Below are 17594 nucleotides of genomic sequence, written 5' to 3' on the forward strand. Positions count from 1 at the left end.
TATATAATTTTTGGAGCTACAGAATGATAATAATTAGAGATTGAATTTTCTGAATTTAAAACAAATAGGGAGACCATTAGAATTGGTGTCCGATCATGTTATTAATTACAAATCTTATATTTGTAATACCAACTAACCAATCTCTTCTTTTATGAAAAATACAATACTCTTTTTCCTTTTACTAATTACAATCAATGTACAAGCTCAGTTAGAGGATTGTTCAGCTTGTGATACAATTACATACACGACAAAAGACATTGCAAAAAATAGTTTGTATGATCTACAACTATTGCGAAATGAGATTTTTGCAAGACATCAGTATATTTTTAAGGATGAGCGTCTATTAGAATTCTTTCAGGAATACTTATGGTATCAACCGGATTATAACAATCCAGCAGAAGTAAGCCTTAATCCAGTAGAAAACGCCAATATTGCCATTTTTAAAGCGGCTGAAGGCCGAATTAAAAAGAAAAGACAAAGACTGTTTAGCGAATTAAGAGAATTAAAAAGAGTGTTGAAACAAAAGGACACAATAACTATTAACCTCTTTATGGATGATGCATTATCAGATAACGAGAATCTCGAAGGTGCAATTAAAGAATTAAATGGTATTTTTTCTAAAATAGATCTTAAAGATGTTAATTGGTATAAAGATACTGCTATATACAAAGTATCCATAGATAATGGATTTTTGGTTCGTATTACCGATTTAAGAATAAACGGTAGTGAAGTAATCCTTAGTACAGGAGATATAAAACACTCAGAGATTATGACAGAACCTTTTCAATATGGCAGTAGTTACTATTCTGAAAGTGAGTACAATTCTACCTGGATTTTTAGATTTGATGGTGAAAAATTACGATTAGAAGAGCATATGATTGCAGGATAATAAACCTTCTTTAGTTTAAATATTCATAAAAAAACGGCCTGCGCAATAAGCAGCAGACCGTTACAAAAAAATCACACTTTTAAATCAGAAAGCGTTACTTAAAAGTTTATTCTACCGCTCCCTGTATTACCACTATTAAAGCTGTCCCAGCTATCATCAGTTGGACTGTCTAACCATATATTTGGATTTGCCCAAAATCCAGAGAAACCGGTTGCTGGTAAAGTTTGATCACTGGTCCATAATTGTATTACGAAATCTGTAACAAACCATCCATCTTGTCCTTTTAGGAACAGCGTAGCACCATCTACTTCAACCCATTCTACAGCACGATCCGGAAATGAAGTTTTAAATAGATATGCATCCCAACCGCCTTCTCGATCATCACCAAAGTTGTCCATCCAGTTGAACGGAGGATTGAAGGTTCCTGCACTGGTTGTAAATCGAACATAAGTACCTACATCACCATCAGTATCGTTATTGCTCTGATTGCCTGTAAAGGTCCAAACTCTATAGAACCATTCTGTACTGAAAGCTTTATCCTGAATTGGTTGTTTACTGATATATTCTTTCACAGCCTGATCCCATTTAAGGTTTGCTTGTTCCATACTCACATTTTCGTCAAAATGCATGTGTAATAAAGGTCGGTTAGTACTGGATTCTACATCCTTGAGTATTTCACCGCTTCGACCCGTTTTACTTTTGAATCCTTCCTCGATTGTTTCTTCAGTTTCTGTGTTTACATCCGATTTCTCACAGGATACTACGAATAAAACCCCTACAACTAAAGATGCGAATATCTTTAGGCTACTTAAATTTTTCATTTGTTTTAATTTTATAATTAATATTTAATAATTGAGTTGGTCATTTTTTCATATCTGCCGGCAAGAAAGAATATTAAGGCAACTGCTGTGACAAATGTATCCAGTTTTAACGCTGTTAAATAGGGGGAGATATCCCATTTCATACACGTTTAATACCTAGTTTATATTTTAATCTAGCTAGGGGTGATTAGACTTCGTGTTTATGAATGAATATGATGTGTAAACCCTATGGATAAAGAGGGAAGAGATGGTTTGCTACATTTTTTTGAACTAAAATAAGGAAAGAAATATAAAAGATTAACATTTTGTTTGTTGACCTTTTTTGATGAGGATCATTTTGTTACCATTCCATTTTAGCATTAGCATGCATAAAATATGATCTACATCGAAATATTTTATTCGGAATTAATTAGTTGATTATTTGAGATTTGGTACAGCGAGTTATTGATTATAGATCCTTGCATAAAAGAACCAAAGTTCGTTAAAATTGATGATTTCCAATGGTTTCAAAAAAGGATTTTCTATAGGTGTTCCCAATAGGAAGTTCTTGCTTATGAATCCAGATCGAATCATTGTCAATTTTATCAATATGTTTTATAGAGATGATATAGGATTTATGTATCTGTATAAAACTAGATTCAGGTAAGGTCTCCTTAAAATGTTTTAGCGTATTATACGTAATAATTTGTTGATCCTGCAGATGGATTGCTATATAGTTTTTAAGACTTTCTATGTACCTAATATCTTTTAAAAACACCTTAGCATACTTGTTTTTTCCATCTGTTTTAAAAAAGAAAAAATCATCCGTAATAGTACTATCGACAGAGGCTTTTGTAGTATTACCTAGTTTTATTTTTGATACTGCTTTATAAAAACGTTCAAACTCGATAGGCTTTAGAAGATAATCTATTGCAGCTACTTCATAGCTGTCTAAGGCAAATTGAGGATAAGCAGTGGAGAAAATGATTTTAGTTTTTTTGTCAATAATCTTAGATAATTGTATCCCAGTTATTTCTGGCATTTGTATATCTAATAAGACCAAATCAATAGGTTCGCTTTCTAAATACTTTAATCCCTCTAAAGGATTAGTAAATGTGTTTTTTACTTCTAAAAAAGAAACCTTGGCGATATACTTCTCCAATAACCGAATAGCTGCCGGTTCATCATCAATAATTACACAAGTGAATATATCCTTCATTTTTAGAGTATTATAAACTTAGAGTTCAAGTTTTAAATATGTCTCGAATTGGTTGTCATCTTTTTGATGTTCCAAGATATAATTATCCTTGTATATTACCTCAAGTCTTTGCTTAATATTTTTGGTTCCAATACCAGGTTCTGTATACGTATCCGAGGTGTTTATATGATTTTTAGTTTTTAATTCTAATGTATTCTCATTAATAATTAAAGATATACTGGCCGGACGATTCTTGTCGTTGATAATACCGTGTTTACAAACGTTCTCTATAAAATGTATTAAAATGAGGGAAGGTATTTTTTGATTATGGATAAATCCATCAATATGTAGTAATACATGAAAATTATCTTCATATCTGCGTTTAAAGAAATAGAGGTAATCTTCGATAAATATTATTTCTTTATGTAAGTAAGCTAAGTCTTCATTAGTTTCGTAGGTAACGTATCTCAATAATTTGGATAACTTCATAATATCACTAGCAGTTTCCGGTTTGTCATCATACAGTTCTTCATAGAAATTGTTTAATGTATTGAATAGAAAATGAGGACTTATCTGTGATTTTAGCACGGAGAGTTTAGCTTTTTCTTGTTCAATCTGTAAATGATGTATTTCTTCTTTATTTTCATTATACCTAAAAAATAAACATATAGCAGCACTTACCAAACAAACGCGCAACGTATAATAGAATGAATCTAACGAATAATTACTTATAAGTTTTGATATAGGAGTATCAAAAAAGTAATTATGTACTCCAGTAATATTATATAGAATTACTTCTTCCAATAAAAATCGTATTCCTGCGAACAACAGAATCATAGCAATAAATGCGAAGAAGTATTGGATATACTTTTTTTTAAACAAAAAGCGTGGTGCACTGTAGACATAGTTTACAACATATACAATAAGTAATGATATGGTGAATGTGATCGTAAATAGAAATAAACGTTGGTCTAAAGCAAAAATATCTTTATCAAAAATTATATAATCGCCAATCACATCAAGAATTATGATTGTTAGTATAATTAGTACATTATATAGAACTTCTTTTTTTGTATTCATATATCAAAATTACTTTTAAAAGGGTACTGTTTTGGTTAATTAGTACGAACAATTCTTTTTATGGGATGACCTACTATTTTGGTACAACAAATACTAATGTTTTATAATAACTATTATTGGCATAGTGATAATGGGTGTTTGTGTAAAACTCATATAATTTTTGTGATAAGACAATAACATTGTATAGAATTTAATAAATCATATATAATGAAATACAGTCTATTATTACTCGTTAGTATCAGTGCAGTCTTTTTTACTACCAAAATGACCGCGCAAGAAGTATCAAAGGAAAATGAAGGAATCCTGAAACCATATGCAAGCTATTATCCAAAACAGAAAACAAAAGTATTGGTGGTTGGTACTTTTCATTTTTCATATCCAGGGTTGGATTATACCAAAACAAATGAAGATGATAAAATTGATGTGCTAAAAGAGCCTAAAAAATCGGAAGTTGAAGAATTAGTAGCATATATAAAACGGTTCAAGCCTACCAAAGTGGCTATAGAGGCAAAAGAAGATTGGGGGATGGACAAAGAGTATAAAGAATATAGAGAAGGAAAACATAGAGATGTGAGAAATGAAAGTTATCAGGTTGGGATGCGTATAGCAAATGACCTGAAGCATAATAAAATCTACTCTATAGATGCTACTACCTTTAGTTCAGATTTAGAAAAGAAGTATCCCGAAATGATGAAAGAACTTACGGAAGGATATGATTTTAAGTCAGATGATCCTTATACTAAGATGGTACAAAAATCATTTGATGAATCCACCCAATTTCCATCCAAAGTGAAAATACTGGATTATATTAAATATATGAATACCATAGAAGGTCATATGAATAATTATGGAGCTTATCTAGTAGGTGATTTTAAATTGGACGATTATAGAGGTGCAGATTTTTTATCAATATGGTGGTATAACCGAAATCTAAGGATGTTTAGAAAAATTCAGCAAATAGATCAAAATGAAGAAGATAGAATACTCGTAATTGTAGGTAACGGACACGCGTCTGTACTAAGACATCTTTTCGAATACTCACCAGAGTATGATTTTATAGAGTTTAGTAGTTTGTAATGATGTATAGAAAAACATCAGATTAATAATAAACAAAAATGAGGCTGTCTAAAAAGTAGATTTCTCTGTCATTTCGAGCGGAGTCGAGAAATAACTGCCCTTGGTTTTCAGTACATTTCGACTTCGCTCAATGTGACAGTATTGTAAATATTGTGCTTTTCGGATAGCTTCATTTCTGTTTTATTACAGTAAATTAAATGTGCAAATGGTATAACTAATACCCATAATTATTTTATAGTAACGGCACTCTTTTTTAACTTAATGATGCGTAGTTTATCTAACAGTAGCATAATATAATAAGTAGGGTCAATTTCATGCCATCGCACACCACCAAAATTAGCTCTACCACTATGTTTATGATGATTGTTATGATAGCCTTCGCCCATCATCAAGAAATCAATTGGTAATAGGTTTTTAGAAGTGTTATCAACTTTGAAATTGGTGTATCCAATGATATGCCCAAACCAATTAATAATGACTCCGTGTATAGGTGCCATAAAGAAAGCTACTGGCAGAAACAGCCAGTGCCACCAAGCCGAAGCAAAAAAATAAAAGAATACAGTATAACCTAAACCCCAAGCAATCCTGGAGAAATTGGAGCTTGCAAAAGCATCAAAAGATTTCCATTGAGGAGTATTTTTGGTGAATTTTGTATCCAGCGAAATTCTTTCATTATTAATGTCTTGATATATATTTTTGGTACGCCACATCATACTAAACATATTACTATCATATTTAGGAGAATGTGGATCTTTTTCTGTATCTACAAAAGCATGGTGCATGCGGTGCATCACCCCATAACCATAAGCACTTAAATAATTAGATCCCTGACACACCCAAGTAAGAAAAAAACATGCTTTCTCAGTAAAATTAGACATAGTGAATGTCTGATGTGCTGCGTATCTGTGTAAAAAGAAACTTTGAAAAAATAAACCTGTATACCATAATACAAGCATAAAAATTAGAATCGCCATTTTTAATATGATGTTGAGTTTGTAATTATTTTGACTTGTGAACATGTTAACTAAATATCCAATGCTGACTATTTTGGCTACTTAGAAAAGAACACCGCAAAAATACGGATATATACCAGATGGATATGGTTATATTGTAGTTATATTTTCTATAGTACTATCTTTATGTAGAGATTAGCGAAAATAACTTTTCATCGAGTTAAATTACAATCATAATCTTCTTAGATTTGAGAAACAACACTAACCAATTAAAACAAAATGATTCAATCCTATAAACAACGTCCGAAGTTAGAAGAAAGTTATGATACAATTATTATTGGATCTGGAATGGGAAGTCTTACTGTAGGAGCTATTTTGGCTAAAGAAGGGCAGAAAGTGCTTATTCTGGAAAGCCACTATACAGCTGGTGGTTTTACACATGTATTTAAGCGTAAAGGATACGAATGGGATGTTGGGATTCATTATATAGGAGGTGTACAACAGGAGAATAGTCCTATACGAAAACTATTTGATTATGTGTCTGATAGTAAGCTAGAATGGGCTGATATGGGCGAGGTATATGATCGTATTATTATTGGCGATAAATCGTATGATTTTGTAAAGGGTGTTGAGAATTTTAGAAATAAGATAGTTAGTTATTTCCCTGAAGAAGAGAAGGCTATTGATAGCTATATAAACTTGGTTTTTAAAGCTAATAAAGTAATGGGTTCTTTTTATAAAGAAAAAGCATTACCAGGTTTTCTACGTTTTCTGATCGGTGGGTTCTTAAAAAGACCGTATTTAAAATATGCGGATCAAACTACCTATCAGGTGCTTAGCAGGCTTACCAAAAATGAAGAATTGATTAAAGTATTATCTGCACAATATGGTGATTATGGCTTACCGCCAAAACAAAGTAGTTTTGCCATGCACGCTTCTGTAGCCAGACATTATTTTGGAGGAGGTAACTTTCCCATTGGTGGGTCTTCTAGAATAGTAGATACGATCGATCCTGTCATCGCAGCTGCTGATGGTACGATATTAATAAATGCAACTGTAGAGGAAGTGATTATCGAGAATGATAAAGCGAAAGGAGTGAAAATGATTGATGGAAAAGAGTTTTATGCTGATACGATCATTAGTGGAGCAGGAATCTTTAATACCTTCGAAAGGTTGATTCCTGAAGCTATAGGTGTTAAGCATAAATTACACGAAAAGCTACAGAAAGTGACACCATCTGTTTCTCATGCTTGTTTATATATGGGATTTAAGAGCTCTCCGGAAGAATTAAAATTACCTAAAACAAATTTTTGGATTTATCCTGAAGATGGTGATCATGATACCTGTGTGGATCGATACCTAAAGGATGAAGAAGCTCCGTTTCCTGTGGTATATGTTTCCTTTCCGTCTGCCAAAGATCCCGATTGGTCTAATAGATACCCCAGTCGAAGTACAATCGATATCATTACACTTGTTCCTTATGAAACGGTTTCTCAATGGAAAGATACGCGTTGGATGAAAAGAGGAGAAGCCTATGAAGCTTGGAAAGAAAAGATTGCCCAGCGATTGATGAAAGAACTTTTTAAACAACTTCCTCATCTAGAGGGACAGGTGGATCATTATGAACTTTCTACCCCACTGAGTACTCAGCATTTTGTAAATTATGAAAAGGGAGAGATTTATGGGATCGATCATACTCCAGAACGTTTTCGTCAGAAGTTTTTACAACCCAGAACTCCAATTAAAGGTTTGTACCTAACTGGTCAAGATATTGTTACAGCTGGTGTTGGAGGAGCTCTATTTGCTGGTGTTGTAACGGCATCAGCTGCTATGCGCAAAAACTTTAAGAATAAGATATTTCGATAGTTTGTTAGGTTAAGACCGCACAGTTATAATACTAGAAGAATTATGTATCTTTAGAATTAACTATTAAAACTTTATATATGGAAACAAACGATATAAGAAAAGAATATACAAACGGAGAGCTCACAATCGTCTGGAAACCTGGAAAATGTATTCATGCAGGGGTTTGCGTAAAAACACTACCAGAAGTATACCAACCTAACGAAAAACCATGGATTCGACCAGAAAAAGCAGCAACAGAGGCATTGAAAAGTCAAATAGATGCTTGTCCGTCCGGAGCATTAAGTTATTATATGAATACTAAGTAATATTGGATTTTATGAATGTCTTCGTATTTATAATATAAACATAACGCCTGAAAGTGACTTCAGGCGTTATGTTTTTTTTAAAGCTCCCAAGGATGATAGCATTCACAGATGTATTCTATCATGCCTGGATCACAAGGTAGTGCAAAAGGACAAGGCAGGGGAGATCCACTGCCAATCATTGTTTTTTGCTGACTTTTCTTTAATACTTTAACATCGTCTAGGTTTAAAATGTTCTTTAAGATAATTAAGGTTTTAAGAGTTAAAAATACCCCAATGCTTCTTTAACCGTTTCTTTATATTTTCTACCTACAGGAACTTTATTTCCTTTTAATTCTATTTCTATTGGAGAAAAAGCATCAATATGATCCACTGAGATTAGAAATGATCTATGAACTCTAAGGAATTTATCAATTGGAAGTATACTTTCTATGGAAGATATGGGTCTATGGGCAATGATTTCTTTTGTAGTTGTTTTAACTTTAATATAACTTTTTAAACTTTCTATGTAGAGAATATCTTTAAGATATATTTTCTGCATCTTTTTTAATACCTTAAGATATATATAAGGTTTATCTTCTAGGATGTTATTTTGTATTTCAGTACGTGTTTCCGGTATTGGTTTTGATTGACGATATACTTTGTTAACAGACTTTAAAAACCTAGAAAACTCTATAGGTTTTAGAAGGTAATCAATGGCATCCAGATTGTATGCGTCTATAGCATGATCTTTGTAGGCAGTAGTAAAAATAACTGTGGGTGCAGGAGATAAATCTTTAAGAAACTCTATTCCGGTAATCTCAGGCATTTGTATGTCCAAAAAAATGAGATCTATATCTTCTTTATGAAGTACATTAAAAGCTTCATGAGCACTGCTGCATTTGGCAATTAATTCCAGATCATCAATACGTGAAATAAAGTTTTCTATTACATCTCTTGCCAGCGGTTCGTCGTCTACAACAAGACATCTTATCTTTTGGGTATTCATTTTATATCAAATAAGATTTAATGTTAATACTATCTCATAATATGACACTGTTTCATTTTGCGTCAGCTCATATTTATCTTTATATAGTAATTCTAAGCGTTTTTGTACATTAACCAAACCAACACCTGTTTCTTCATCTTTATTTTTAGTGGAGTTTATTTTTTTAGTATTGTAAACCGTCATAGTTAATATATCCTTATCACTTATAATACTTATTTCTATAGTGGATACCTTATCATTACTAATTCCGTGTTTAAAAGCATTCTCTACAAAAGGCATAAGTATAAATGGAGCTATTTTACTATCCTTATTCATACTAGTTGTAAAATGAATAGTATTCGTATTATTAAGTCTTAATTTCTCCAGATCAATATAATTTCTTAGATATTCTATTTCTTTTGATAATGGTACTTTAGGCACATTAGCTTCATATAACATATATCTCATCAATCCTGATAACCGAATAAGCGCATCTTCTGCGTCATCAGATTTTTTAATAATCAAAGAATATAGATTATTTAATGTATTAAACAAAAAATGAGGATGTATTTGATTTCTAAGTTGAGTTAATTCCGATTTAAACTGTTCTCTTTCTAATGTTAAAGTTCTTTTTTGTTCGTTATTATAAAATCTAACAAAAACAAATATTAATGGAATAATAGCTGCACGGTTTATTTCAAAAAAGTTTCTCATAATTTCCGTTATATCAAACATATTATAATGTTCCCAATCAGGAAATAAAAATGGTCTACTGATTCCCCAGATAGGTCTCTGTACAAAAATAGTTACTAAGAGTAGCCAGATGGTATAACTAACACCAAATACAAATAAATTTCTTTTCAAATAAAATTTGGGTATCAATACATAGAGGGAAACATAAACCACTAGGATTCTAGCAGGAAATAGTAAACCCTGTACCATAAGATGTATCTCATAATTATTGGTGGTACGCGACCAGATAAATACAAAAAACAAATTAAAAAATAGCCAATATAGAATATGTCTGGGTATTCTATATCGTAACTGATTGCTGTAAAAAAAATCTATCATTATTCGGGTTGGAAGCGAAATGTATGAATAAATTTTTAAAGTGATTACCTCTTTACTAAGACTCATAACAGAAAGCAGCTATATGTGCATAAACAACAGTTTATTGCTTACGAATTCCGTTATAATTCTTAAAAGCATTGAGAAGTTAAAATAATGTCAGCAAGCTGCTTTTGGTTGCTCTATGCTGTTGTTTGTTCAATCAATTTTCAGAAGCTATTCATTTTTGATAATATGTGTTCATATTCAAACAATTAGCACAAAAGATCTATGCTTTTACTTAAAGACAGGTTGTTTCTGTATAAGCAACATATAATCATAACCACATATCCAATGATTGAAGAATTATAAGATAAAAATAAGCTTCCCAAATCATATGAAAATAACCTACCGCTTAACTAGCTATTTAATTTAAACTATTAGAACAAAATTAATGTATGAAAACAAAACAAAAACTAGTATTACTCTTAGTCACTTTTATTTCTTTTGGGGTTTTTGCCCAAAACGAGGTTAGTGGTATCATTACAGAAAAATCTACCGGTAATCCTATTCCTGGAGTTAATGTCCTTATTAAAGGAACAAGCAATGGAGCTGTGTCAGATTTCGATGGTAAGTATCATATTGATGTAACTACCGGAGATGTATTAATCTTTTCTTATTTAGGGTTTAAGAATTTAGAAGTAGTTGTCGACGCTACTATTATTAATATTGCAATGGAAGAAGATGCAGCGTCATTAGATGAAGTAGTTCTTATTGGATACGGTACAACAACCGTAAAAGATGCTACCGGAGCTATAGAAAAAGTAGATTCTGAAGATTTTAATCAAGGAGCAATTTCTTCTCCAGAACAATTAATTACAGGTAAAACTGCAGGAGTTAATGTAATTCCACCAGGAGGACGACCTGGACAAGCAGGAACTATTAGTATTAGAGGTGGTAATTCTTCTTTATCAGCAAATAATAGTCCATTAGTAGTAATTGATGGAGTGCCTATAGATCAGGGAACAACAGGAGGTAATGGAGTATCAGCTCTTAATGCTATCAACCCTAATGATATAGAAAGTTTTGTAGTATTAAAAGATGCATCATCTACCGCTATATATGGATCCAGAGCTTCTGCTGGTGTTATTTTGATTACAACTAAAGGTGGAAAATTAAGTTCTCCTTTTAAAATTCTGGTAAATACTATAGGTTCTATCGGAATGGTACAACGAAAAACGGATGTACTCAATGCCGATGAATATAGACAAGTAGCTGCTAATAGTCAAAACGCAGCATTAATTCTACCGTTATTAGGGAATAGTAATACAGATTGGCAGAATGAAATCTTTCAAGAAGCAATAGGTACGGATACTAACCTTACTCTTACACAGGGTTTTGGCAGTACATCGTATAGAGTTTCTGCGGGCTATACCACCCAGGAAGGCCTTGTGAAAACATCTAAATTCGAACGTAGTTCTGCTTCTATAAATCTGCTTCAGAAGTTGTTTGATAATAGTTTGTCTGTAGATCTAAATATTCGTGGAGCACTTACTCAGGATGATTTTGCAAATGGAGGAGCCTTAGGAGCAGCGGCACAATTTGATCCGACCCAATCTGTGTTTAGTGGATCTAATCTATATGGTGGGTATTGGGAATGGTTGCAACCCAATGGTAATCCCGAACCATTAGCTCCCAGAAATCCTGTTGGGTTATTACAACAGTTAACGAATACTGCAGAAACAGAGAGGGCTCTAGGGAATATTAAATTTGACTATAATGCTCCATTTTTGGAAGGACTGAATGCTAATATAAATTTTGGGTTTGATTATAATGAAGTAAGTGGTAAAACGAATACACCAGCGTCTTCTGCATCAGGATTTCTTTCTCAAGGAACAGTAGGTGATTACGGAAGTATCAGAAGAAGTACATTGGTTGATTTGTTCTTAAACTATAAAAAGGAAATTGAAAGTATACACAGTAATATTGAATTGACAGCAGGGCATACGTTTCAGAAGTTTTATAGAAAAAATTATAACAGCAGTACGCCAACAGTAGGAGCGCCTATAGAAAATAGCTTTGCTACACAAAATGCATTAGAATCGTATGTTACCCGATTGCGATATTCCTATGATAGCAGATACCTTTTAACTTTAAGTTACAGATCAGATGGGTCCTCTAGATTTAGTGAAGACAATCGTTGGGGTAATTTTTATGCAGCTGCACTGGCATGGAATATTTCTGAAGAGAATTTTCTAAAAAATTCTAAAACCATTTCCAATTTAAAACTGAGGCTAGGATATGGGCAGACTGGTCAGCAGGAAATCGGTGTTGATTTTGGATATTTACCTGTATACGTAAATGGTGCTGATAATCAACAATACCAGTTAGGTAGTACATTTTACAATACAGTACGTCCACAAGGATATGATGAAAACATAAAATGGGAAGAATCCGAAACCTACAATATTGGTTTAGACTATGGTTTTCTGAAAAATCGAATTTCTGGAAGTATAGAGTATTTCACTAGAGAAACTAATGATGTATTAAACTTAATCCCGATACCATCAGGAACAAATCTCACTAACCAATTAACAACAAACATTGGGGATTTAGAGAATAGTGGTTTTGAGTTCACTATAAGCTCTGATATCATCAGGAAAAAAGATCTAAACTGGAATGTGAGTTTTAATGCGTCGTATCTCACCAATGAAATTGTAAAACTGAATATTGTAGATGATCCTTCATTTATAGGTGTTCCAACAGGGTTTATTGCAGGAGGTATTGGAAATACAGTACAAATACATAGAGTAGGTTCTCCACAAAGATCTTTTCTTTTATACAAACAAGTGTATGATACCAACGGAAGACCTTTAGAAGGTGTCTATGAAGATATAAATGGAGATGGGGTTATAAATACAGGGGATTTATACGTAAATGAAAGCCCAGCCGCAGATTATTTATTTGGTCTGTCTTCTAGTACTAGTTATAAAAATTGGAACCTGAGTTTTACCATGAGAGCAAGTATAGGAAACTATGTCTACAACAATGTAGCATCCTCTACAGGAAACGAGTTTGGATTACATTCTTTGGGAACTAATAGAAATGTTCACGTTTCTATATTAGATACAGGTTTTAGAAACAACCAATTATTATCCGATTATTACCTAGAAGATGCGTCTTTTTTAAAAATGGATAATATAACCTTGGGATATGATTTCAAGGATCTGATAAAGGATGATAAAATCGGTTTACGACTACAGTTAACAATGCAAAATGTTTTTACCATCACTGGTTATGATGGTATTGATCCTGAAATTCCAGGAGGAATCGATAATAATTTCTTTCCAAGACCAAGAAACATAGTGTTTGGAGCTAATATGAACTTTTAAAAAAAATGAACATGAAAGCAATTAAAATATTAAATAAACTCACTAATATCTCTACTGGACTGATACTATTGATGCTATTGGTTTTAGCTTCTTGTGCTGATGAACTAGACTTAGAACCATTAAGCGCTCAAACATCAGAGGTTACTTTTGAAAACCCAGAAGCCTATAAACAGTTTTTAGCTAAGATTTATGGTGGTATTTCTTTGACTGGACAGGATACCAGTGGAAACTTTGATGACATTGCAGGAATCAATGGTAATTTCTCGAATTACTTACGTCTGCTATTTACAACTCAGGAACTAGCAACTGATGAATCTATTATTGCGTGGAATGATCAGACAATTCATGATATTCACAATCACGTATGGACATCTTCTGATATATTCATAACCGCAATGTATGCACGAGTTTATTTTCAGGTAGGACTGGTTAATCAGTTTTTAAGAGAAACAGAACCTGGTTTACTTGATGAAAGAGGGAATGTAGATGCTACATTAAGAGAAGAAATTGCAGGGTTTAGAGATGAAGCACGTTTTATGAGGGCCTTTAGCTATTGGCATGGAATTGATATGTTTGGAGATGTTCCTTTTGTCGATGAGAATGACCCCGTTGGAGCCTTTTTTCCTGAACAAATGTCCAGAATGGATATGTTCAATTATATAGAATCCGAACTGTTAGATATTGAAACAAGATTACCAAATCCTCGTCAGAATGAATATGGTAGAGCCGATAAAGGTATTGTATGGATGTTATTAGCAAAATTGTACTTAAATGCAGAAGTGTATACAGGTGCAGAACGGTATACAGATGCTTTTGAGTATACGAATAGAATCATTAATGGCGGATATGGTTTAGTATCTAATTATAATTATCTATTCCTGGCAGACAATGATCGTAATGGAGCAGAAGCTGAAATTATATATCCAATACTTTTTGATGGAATTGCTAATGGATCTTTTGGGGGAGCAACATATTTAGTTCATGCTTCCATCGGTGGAGATATGAATCCCGCTGATTTCGGAGTGAACTCTGGATGGGACGGCCTTAGGAGTACCAGTGCTTTTGTTGAAAAATTTGACGATATATCCGGAAATACAGATACAAGAGCAATGTTTCATACCAGTGGTCAAACATTAGAAATAGAGAATCCATTTGATTTTAGACAGGGATATGCAGTAACCAAATATCGTAATGTAGATGTGAATGGTGATATCGGTTCTGATGCGTCAGGAAATAACGTAGATGTCAATTTCCCAATGTTTAGATTAGCAGATGCTTATCTTATGTATGCCGAAATATTTCTTAGAGGAGGAGGAGGTGATGCAAGCACTGCAATTGGATATATCAACGATCTAAGGGAGCGTGCATATGGCGATGCTAGTGGAAATGTTACGACAGCGGATTTAAATTTAGATTTTTTATTAGATGAAAGATCCCGCGAATTATATTGGGAGTGTCACCGAAGAACTGATTTGATTCGGTTTGGACAATTTTCTGATCAGGGAATATGGCCTTGGAAAGGAAATATAGCAGCAGGGAGAACTACTGAGAAATTCAGAGATGTGTATCCAATGCCAAGCGCAGAACTTAATGCAAATCCTAACCTGATTCCAACTCCTGGCTATTAACTAAATAGTATTAAAACCATGAAAATTATATATAATAAAATAGTTATCGTATTAATAGCATCGATATTCGCTATATCATGTGAAGATAATGATGATCTAATAACAATTTCTCCTACAGCATCAACCGGAGCTGCAATTTTGTCTATGAATACTATCGTATTGGATAGAAATAATGAGGACGAAGAAGTATTAACAATCACTTTTCAAGAACCAGATTTTGGATATAATTCAGGATCTATAGGGTATCAATTGTTATTTGATTTAGAAGATGGAGATTTTAGTTCAGCTGAAATAAAAGCAGTTGGGAATAACTTTTCCACAACTTTTACTACTTCAGAGCTGAATCAAATACTAATTAATTTGGGAGCTAATTCTGGAGAAGCATCAGAACTTTTTGTAAAAATAGAAACAGTACTATCAGGGGATACTAGTTGGTTTTCTGATGTAAGTAATCTAACAGTTACACCGTATGCATCCGCATTGGATTTATCATCAAGATGGGGATTAGTGGGTAGTGCTACTATAAACGGTTGGGATGGACCTGATATGCCATTTTATCAATCTACCGAAGAAAATAATCCGGAAGGTACTTTTGTTGCATATGTGAATCTTACTGATGGTGCAATTAAAATAAGGGCTGATAATGCCTGGGATGTAAATTATGGGGATAATGAACCAGATACCACCTTAGAATCCGGAGGAAATGATATTATTATATCTGCTGGAACCTATAAAATAGTATTCAATGAAAATTCATTAAACTATTCAGTAGAACCTTATTCATGGGGATTAGTTGGAGATGCTACTGTGAATGGCTTAGATGGACCAGATATGGCATTGATGTACGATCCTTTATTTGATAATTGGAAAGCCGAAGTAACACTTCTTGATGGAAGCGTAAAGATACGATTCAATAATCTTTGGGATATAAATTATGGTGATGTAGACAATGATGGGATATTAGAGCCAGGAACATTAAATAACAATATTCCGGTTACTGCTGGAGACTATTCTGTGATTTTTAATCCTAGAACATTAGAATACAGTTTAAAACGAAATTAACCAACTAAAATTAAGATAGTATATAAGTGAGGTTTTCATCTTTTAATTGTTTTAGATAAAGCCCGTTTGTTTGTGTTGAATTAGTTTTTATTTCATTTCAACTAAAAAGGGGCTAAAACCACTTGGCCCCTTTTTTAAAATAAGTTACGATCATATATCAAACTTTTACAAAACTATAGATGTTTAAAAAAGTGACTTTTATAATTATTACTTTTCTATTTCTTGTAAAAAGTAGTGGGCAGGAAGTTAATTTTTCTGAAGAAGTATCATATTTAAAAAAGCAAGGTACTGATCCAATTTCTTATGTAATCAAAAAATTCAATGATTATGATTTCGTAATTCTAGGAGAAGACCATGCTATTAAAAATAATCTTGATTTTGTAAAGCAATTAATACCCGAATTATATACTGCAGGTGTGTATACCTTAGGAATGGAATTTGGTGCCTACGAAAAACAATCGGTCGTAGATTCATTAGTACAGTCCGAAATATATAATGCGCAATTGGTAAGAGATGTAATGTACTTCTATAATGTAGGTTGGGCTTATAAGGAATATATGGATATCTATAAGGTTGTTTGGGAATTCAATAAAAGTCTACCGCCGGATTCTAGAAAATTTAGAATACTTAATATTAGCTATCAATATGATTGGAGCGAATTTTCAGGTATTCCAACACCAGAGAATATGCTTAAAGTATTTCATAAAGGGCCCCCAAATATGTTTAGAGCAAAAGTGGTGGATCAAGAAATAGGCAAAAAAGATGATAAAATCCTATTATTAGTAGGAATTCCTCACGCTTTTACCAAATATCAACAAGCTTCTTTATCTGCTAATAGTGATGATTTTTGCACTTTTGAGAATGGAAGTCTGGGCAACATACTTTACGAAAAATACCCTTCTAAGGTTTTCTCTATTTTCTTACATGGTCCTTTTTATAACAAGCCTAATAAGACTCCTTTTCTATTATCACCAGCATTTGGTAATATTGAAAAAATAGTGGCTTTATATGATAATAAATCTGTGGGTTTTGATTTGCGAGACACGCCCTTAGGCAACTTAAGGGATGATAGTATTTATGCAATCTGTTATCCAGGTTTTAGACTGGATCAACTGTTTGATGGTTATATTTTTTTAGTACCATTTGAAAAGATGAAAAACTGTTCAATAGATCTTGATTTTTTTAAAGGTAAAGATTGGAGTGCAACCAAAATACAGCTTCCTGATCCACATTGGCACGGAGAGGTTAATAACTTTGATGAATATTGGATGCAAATACGAAGCTACGGAGATGTAAAATCTCGCTACGAACCATTGATTAATAAATAATAATA

The 17594-nt window shown here is 32.9% G+C and carries 14 protein-coding genes; 8 read left to right on the forward strand and 6 right to left on the reverse strand.

Features of this window, described 5'->3' with window-relative positions:
* Nucleotides 1–151 precede the first annotated feature (151 nt).
* Nucleotides 152–889, forward strand: a complete 738-nt coding sequence (locus Q0910_RS22735) for a YARHG domain-containing protein (RefSeq protein WP_299221919.1) — start codon at nt 152–154, stop codon at nt 887–889.
* Nucleotides 890–987: 98 nt separating this feature from the next.
* Here the strand turns inward: Q0910_RS22735 and Q0910_RS22740 are convergent, their stop codons facing one another.
* The 3 genes from Q0910_RS22740 to Q0910_RS22750 all read right to left on the reverse strand — a co-directional run bounded on the left by Q0910_RS22740 (nt 988) and on the right by Q0910_RS22750 (nt 3967).
* A complete protein-coding gene (locus Q0910_RS22740) occupies nt 988–1710 on the reverse strand; it encodes a hypothetical protein (protein WP_299221922.1) in 723 nt (240 codons plus the stop codon).
* Between the two features lie 481 nt (nt 1711–2191).
* Nucleotides 2192–2908, reverse strand: a complete 717-nt coding sequence (locus tag Q0910_RS22745) for a LytTR family DNA-binding domain-containing protein (RefSeq protein WP_299221924.1) — start codon at nt 2906–2908, stop codon at nt 2192–2194.
* An 18-nt stretch (nt 2909–2926) separates the two neighbouring features.
* Nucleotides 2927–3967 carry a histidine kinase gene (locus tag Q0910_RS22750; RefSeq protein WP_299221926.1) on the reverse strand — a complete coding sequence of 347 codons (1041 nt, stop codon included), beginning with the start codon at nt 3965–3967 and terminating at the stop codon, nt 2927–2929.
* 207 nt (nt 3968–4174) lie between these two features.
* Here Q0910_RS22750 and Q0910_RS22755 point away from each other — a divergent pair, with 207 nt between their 5' ends.
* Nucleotides 4175–5044: a DUF5694 domain-containing protein gene (locus Q0910_RS22755; RefSeq protein ID WP_299221928.1), complete on the forward strand. Its 870-nt coding sequence runs from the start codon at nt 4175–4177 to the stop codon at nt 5042–5044.
* Nucleotides 5045–5271: 227 nt separating this feature from the next.
* Here the strand turns inward: Q0910_RS22755 and Q0910_RS22760 are convergent, their stop codons facing one another.
* Nucleotides 5272–6018, reverse strand: coding sequence for an acyl-CoA desaturase (locus tag Q0910_RS22760; RefSeq protein WP_299221929.1), 747 nt, complete (start codon nt 6016–6018; stop codon nt 5272–5274).
* Between the two features lie 258 nt (nt 6019–6276).
* Here Q0910_RS22760 and Q0910_RS22765 point away from each other — a divergent pair, with 258 nt between their 5' ends.
* Together Q0910_RS22765 and Q0910_RS22770 are read left to right on the forward strand one after the other, a co-directional pair.
* The gene (locus tag Q0910_RS22765) at nt 6277–7863 is read left to right on the forward strand and encodes an NAD(P)/FAD-dependent oxidoreductase (protein WP_299221930.1); all 1587 of its coding nucleotides are present in this window, start codon (nt 6277–6279) and stop codon (nt 7861–7863) included.
* A 77-nt stretch (nt 7864–7940) separates the two neighbouring features.
* Nucleotides 7941–8168, forward strand: coding sequence for a (4Fe-4S)-binding protein (locus Q0910_RS22770; protein ID WP_299221931.1), 228 nt, complete (start codon nt 7941–7943; stop codon nt 8166–8168).
* A 259-nt stretch (nt 8169–8427) separates the two neighbouring features.
* Here Q0910_RS22770 and Q0910_RS22775 read toward each other — a convergent pair whose 3' ends face one another.
* Together Q0910_RS22775 and Q0910_RS22780 are read right to left on the reverse strand one after the other, a co-directional pair.
* Nucleotides 8428–9153 carry a response regulator gene (locus Q0910_RS22775; RefSeq protein WP_299221932.1) on the reverse strand — a complete coding sequence of 242 codons (726 nt, stop codon included), beginning with the start codon at nt 9151–9153 and terminating at the stop codon, nt 8428–8430.
* 6 nt (nt 9154–9159) lie between these two features.
* The gene (locus Q0910_RS22780) at nt 9160–9996 is read right to left on the reverse strand and encodes a histidine kinase (RefSeq protein ID WP_299221933.1); all 837 of its coding nucleotides are present in this window, start codon (nt 9994–9996) and stop codon (nt 9160–9162) included.
* 641 nt (nt 9997–10637) lie between these two features.
* Between Q0910_RS22780 and Q0910_RS22785 the strand changes: the two genes are divergently transcribed.
* The 4 genes from Q0910_RS22785 to Q0910_RS22800 all read left to right on the forward strand — a co-directional run bounded on the left by Q0910_RS22785 (nt 10638) and on the right by Q0910_RS22800 (nt 17589).
* Nucleotides 10638–13571 (forward strand): SusC/RagA family TonB-linked outer membrane protein, encoded by a 2934-nt coding sequence (locus Q0910_RS22785; protein WP_299221935.1) that lies wholly within the window; start codon nt 10638–10640, stop codon nt 13569–13571.
* Nucleotides 13572–13582: 11 nt separating this feature from the next.
* On the forward strand, nt 13583–15199 hold the full coding sequence (locus Q0910_RS22790) for a RagB/SusD family nutrient uptake outer membrane protein (RefSeq protein WP_299221936.1): 1617 nt from the start codon (nt 13583–13585) through the stop codon (nt 15197–15199).
* A gap of 18 nt (nt 15200–15217) precedes the next feature.
* Entirely contained in the window at nt 15218–16261 is a 1044-nt protein-coding gene (locus Q0910_RS22795) for a SusE domain-containing protein (RefSeq protein ID WP_299221937.1), read from the forward strand.
* 191 nt (nt 16262–16452) lie between these two features.
* The gene (locus Q0910_RS22800; protein ID WP_299221938.1) at nt 16453–17589 is read left to right on the forward strand and encodes a ChaN family lipoprotein; all 1137 of its coding nucleotides are present in this window, start codon (nt 16453–16455) and stop codon (nt 17587–17589) included.
* Nucleotides 17590–17594: the final 5 nt, after the last annotated feature.

Origin of the sequence: uncultured Aquimarina sp. (assembly GCF_947495315.1) — a bacterium.
Lineage (GTDB): Bacteria > Bacteroidota > Bacteroidia > Flavobacteriales > Flavobacteriaceae > Aquimarina.

Bases quoted from the DNA above. Each gene is read 5' to 3' on its own strand.
- Q0910_RS22735 (WP_299221919.1), top strand. From the start codon at position 152: ATGAAAAATACAATACTCTTTTTCCTTTTACTAATTACAATCAATGTA.
- Q0910_RS22740 (WP_299221922.1), bottom strand. From the start codon at position 1,710: ATGAAAAATTTAAGTAGCCTAAAGATATTCGCATCTTTAGTTGTAGGG.
- Q0910_RS22745 (WP_299221924.1), bottom strand. From the start codon at position 2,908: ATGAAGGATATATTCACTTGTGTAATTATTGATGATGAACCGGCAGCT.
- Q0910_RS22750 (WP_299221926.1), bottom strand. From the start codon at position 3,967: ATGAATACAAAAAAAGAAGTTCTATATAATGTACTAATTATACTAACA.
- Q0910_RS22755 (WP_299221928.1), top strand. From the start codon at position 4,175: ATGAAATACAGTCTATTATTACTCGTTAGTATCAGTGCAGTCTTTTTT.
- Q0910_RS22760 (WP_299221929.1), bottom strand. From the start codon at position 6,018: ATGGCGATTCTAATTTTTATGCTTGTATTATGGTATACAGGTTTATTT.
- Q0910_RS22765 (WP_299221930.1), top strand. From the start codon at position 6,277: ATGATTCAATCCTATAAACAACGTCCGAAGTTAGAAGAAAGTTATGAT.
- Q0910_RS22770 (WP_299221931.1), top strand. From the start codon at position 7,941: ATGGAAACAAACGATATAAGAAAAGAATATACAAACGGAGAGCTCACA.
- Q0910_RS22775 (WP_299221932.1), bottom strand. From the start codon at position 9,153: ATGAATACCCAAAAGATAAGATGTCTTGTTGTAGACGACGAACCGCTG.
- Q0910_RS22785 (WP_299221935.1), top strand. From the start codon at position 10,638: ATGAAAACAAAACAAAAACTAGTATTACTCTTAGTCACTTTTATTTCT.
- Q0910_RS22790 (WP_299221936.1), top strand. From the start codon at position 13,583: ATGAAAGCAATTAAAATATTAAATAAACTCACTAATATCTCTACTGGA.
- Q0910_RS22795 (WP_299221937.1), top strand. From the start codon at position 15,218: ATGAAAATTATATATAATAAAATAGTTATCGTATTAATAGCATCGATA.